The following is a 2,965-nucleotide window of genomic DNA, read 5'->3' on the forward strand; positions in this document are numbered from 1 at the left end:
CCTTTACAATCAAACGGCACATATTTCACTTCATCTGGGCATTGTTGTCGAAATCGGCTAAGAAGAGACGTTTTCCCCATGCCTGATTCTCCTTCAATGAGCATAATGCGGCAATAATGGTCGCCCTGTGCCATTTTTAGAAATGTTTCAAGTTCCTTTGTCCGGTTCGCTAATTTACGCAGTTTTGCCATTGATCCAGCGGTTACGAGTTATCTTTGTCGGTGGAATCCTTCAATGGTTCATCATAACCCAATTCCGCTTTCTGCTTACCGTCAACATCGTTTTCCAAAAAATCAGCGTCTCGCATTCGATATTCACCCTCACCCCGGAGTTTATTGCCCTTAAACACGACATTTACTGGTGGATCATCCTGTACTGGCTCATTTGCCTTGGCTTTAACCTTCATCGTGCCTTTTCTTCCATTCACAGAAAGGTCTGTTAGGCGATCGCGGAGAAGATAAACGATCACAATTAAAAAGACTGCAATAATTATTGCGATGATGACAGTTGCATCCATACTTAACTTCCACCTCACTCTTGCTGAAAAACTATCAATAAGTCATTAAGATTATCATATTTTTCAGGCGTTAGAATGAATACTAAATATAAAGATTCGTCTATCTGCCAAAGATAAAAAATTATTGAGAATCCTTGTTTGCAGTTGAAATAGCGATCGCCTACGCTGGGGCATAAGCCCGGCGGCTAGATGGCTTATTTTTACCTAACCCAGAGTACCCACAAGACCCGATTTATTTTGTGGAAGCATGAAGAAAACTATTTTAGTGTCTAGATAGCGAGTAAGATGACTGGATTACGACAGTGATTTTACGTAAAAAATACCCATCTAGATCAATAACTAGGCGGGTATTTTTAATGATAATTAATTTGTTGTCTGAATGTTTTTAGCGCAAAACTTTAACTTTTGACCAAACACCATTTTCATCTTCATCAAATTGCTTATGAACTTCATCCCATGCCATTTGTTCAGATGTGAGTTCGTCCATATTTTCATTCAGTGCAGTATTATAACGCTGAATAAATATGCGTTGCGCTTCTTCTGATAAATGAGTCCGAACTTCCGGGGCTAAATCTTCAGGACTGTTGCATCTTCCAGGACAAGGGTGAGGTAGTGTTTTTTCAATTGTGTTAATTTCTTCACCACCTGAACTTTCCAGGATTAAGTGGAATTCCCCAGAGCGATCGCTCGGTACTTCTACCATCACTAAGAATTCACCAGCTTCTAAGCGGGTTTGATAGAGTGTAGCTTTGTCCTCTGGCATTCCTAAAGCAGTGAAAACTGATACCAAACCTGCACCAGCACTACCAGCGATCGCTCCACTTGCAGCCCCTAATAATATAGCTCCAATCGGACCTGCTGCCACAATTGGACCAACAAAAGGAATAAACAATACACCTACACCAGTGAGCAAACTGAGGAATGAACCAAACAAAGAACCAAAAATTGCTCCTGTTCTCAAACCTCCGAGAATTACATCTCGCTTCGTAATAAAACCAGAAATTCGCGTTTCTGACTGGAAATTTCTTCCCATTACCGAAATATGATCTTTCGGTACACCTCTATCTAATAAACGCCGAATTACATTATCAATTTGCTTCTGTTCTTTAAATACAGCCGAGATGGTACGCTCTGCTTGATATCCTTCTGGCACTTGTTTACTCCTAATATTTTATGTTGACAATTTTTTAACTAAACACCCACGGGGACTTTAGTTTCTGCTGATTGTTTTTGACCATTTGGTTCTAATGCTTCTCCTTCAATAAATGAGCGCAGCATCCAAGCCATTTCTTCATGTTTTTCCATCAATTCAGTTAAGAAATCCGCAGAACCTTGATCATGAAACTCTTCACTACACTGATCTAAGTGCGCTCTTAAATTGCGAATAATCTGCTCATGATCTTCCACTAATTGAATTACCATCCCCGTTGCTGTGGGAATTTCTCCGCTATGTTCTTGGAGAGTAGCCAGACTCAGAAATCCTTCCATTGTGCCAGTGGGATAACACCCCAAAGTCCGAATTCTTTCAGCTATTTTATCAATATTTTCTGTCAGTTCTTCATAGTGTTCTTCCCAAAGTTCATGCAAACTACGGAACTGAGGACCAACAACATCCCAGTGATATTTTTTCGTTTTTACTAGCAGCACATAGGAATCTGCTAAATCTTGATTTAACAAATTGATTACACCGTGACGCTGTTCTTCTGTCAAACCAATGTTTATTTTATGTATTGTCATGATTCTTTCATCTCAATTAGCACGTAAATACCTTAAATCTACGTTCTCAAAATATCAGCATGATCCACATCAGTTAAAAGTAAGATTAACGTTTCATGATTTCTCCATCTTTAGGAAGATGTATTGATAATTAATGATTTAATTCAGATCCCCAAATTCTTAAATAATTCGGGGATATTGTAGTTATAGTTTATAAAGGATATTTACTTCTTGTTCCCTGTAATTTTTTCCAAAAAGCCTTCTACTTCCTCTGGCACTGAAGTTGCATTTTGGGAATTTTCGGGAGTCTTCATTTTTTCAATGTCAGCATCTCCCTGAACTTCATTAAGTCCTCTTTTTGTTTTTTCTTGAGTTTCTTTCAGTCCCAATGGTGGAACTTGAGCCGCTTCATCAGTTAGGCGTTGAGTCTCTGATAGTTTTGCCGTTCCCTCTGTAGGTTTACTTTGATAACTACTGATAGCTAAAGCCGGAAAAGCATTAAATAAAAATATGAAAGCACAGGCAAAAGCCACTATTATGAATCTGGATGCTAACTGCAATCTAGACTTAATAAAATCAAGAATGTTCATTTTATATTTTTAGGGTTGTTTCGTGTTTCCATAATAAATATTAATTAAATAAAATATTTTTTTAATCAATCTTATGGGAGAATTAAACTTAATCTACTTAATCTAAAACTAAACTCAAAATACTTCTCTAGATAGATAACAA

At 37.8% G+C, this 2,965-nt stretch carries 4 protein-coding genes and 1 pseudogene; 1 reads left to right on the top strand and 4 read right to left on the bottom strand.

Translation table 11 applies throughout. The features are described 5' to 3' along the window. Positions 1-202 precede the first annotated feature (202 nt). A complete protein-coding gene (locus FJR04_RS24600) occupies positions 203-469 on the bottom strand; it encodes a hypothetical protein (protein ID WP_168499811.1) in 267 nt (88 codons plus the stop codon). A 233-nt stretch (positions 470-702) separates the two neighbouring features. Between FJR04_RS24600 and FJR04_RS26560 the strand changes: the two are divergent. Then, a pseudogene (locus FJR04_RS26560) lies at positions 703-768 on the top strand (hypothetical protein); the annotation flags it as partial. A 134-nt stretch (positions 769-902) separates the two neighbouring features. Here the strand turns inward: FJR04_RS26560 and FJR04_RS24610 are convergent. The 3 genes from FJR04_RS24610 to FJR04_RS24620 form a co-directional block, all read right to left on the bottom strand. Further along, positions 903-1,670 (bottom strand): ChaB family protein, encoded by a 768-nt coding sequence (locus tag FJR04_RS24610; protein ID WP_168499812.1) that lies wholly within the window; start codon positions 1,668-1,670, stop codon positions 903-905. 38 nt (positions 1,671-1,708) lie between these two features. Further along, positions 1,709-2,248, bottom strand: coding sequence for a Dps family protein (locus tag FJR04_RS24615; RefSeq protein WP_168499814.1), 540 nt, complete (start codon positions 2,246-2,248; stop codon positions 1,709-1,711). Between the two features lie 209 nt (positions 2,249-2,457). Beyond that, a complete protein-coding gene (locus FJR04_RS24620) occupies positions 2,458-2,823 on the bottom strand; it encodes a hypothetical protein (protein WP_168499813.1) in 366 nt (121 codons plus the stop codon). Between the last annotated feature and the right edge of the window lie 142 nt (positions 2,824-2,965).

It is taken from the genome of Anabaena sp. UHCC 0204, assembly GCF_009711975.1.
GTDB lineage: Bacteria > Cyanobacteriota > Cyanobacteriia > Cyanobacteriales > Nostocaceae > Dolichospermum.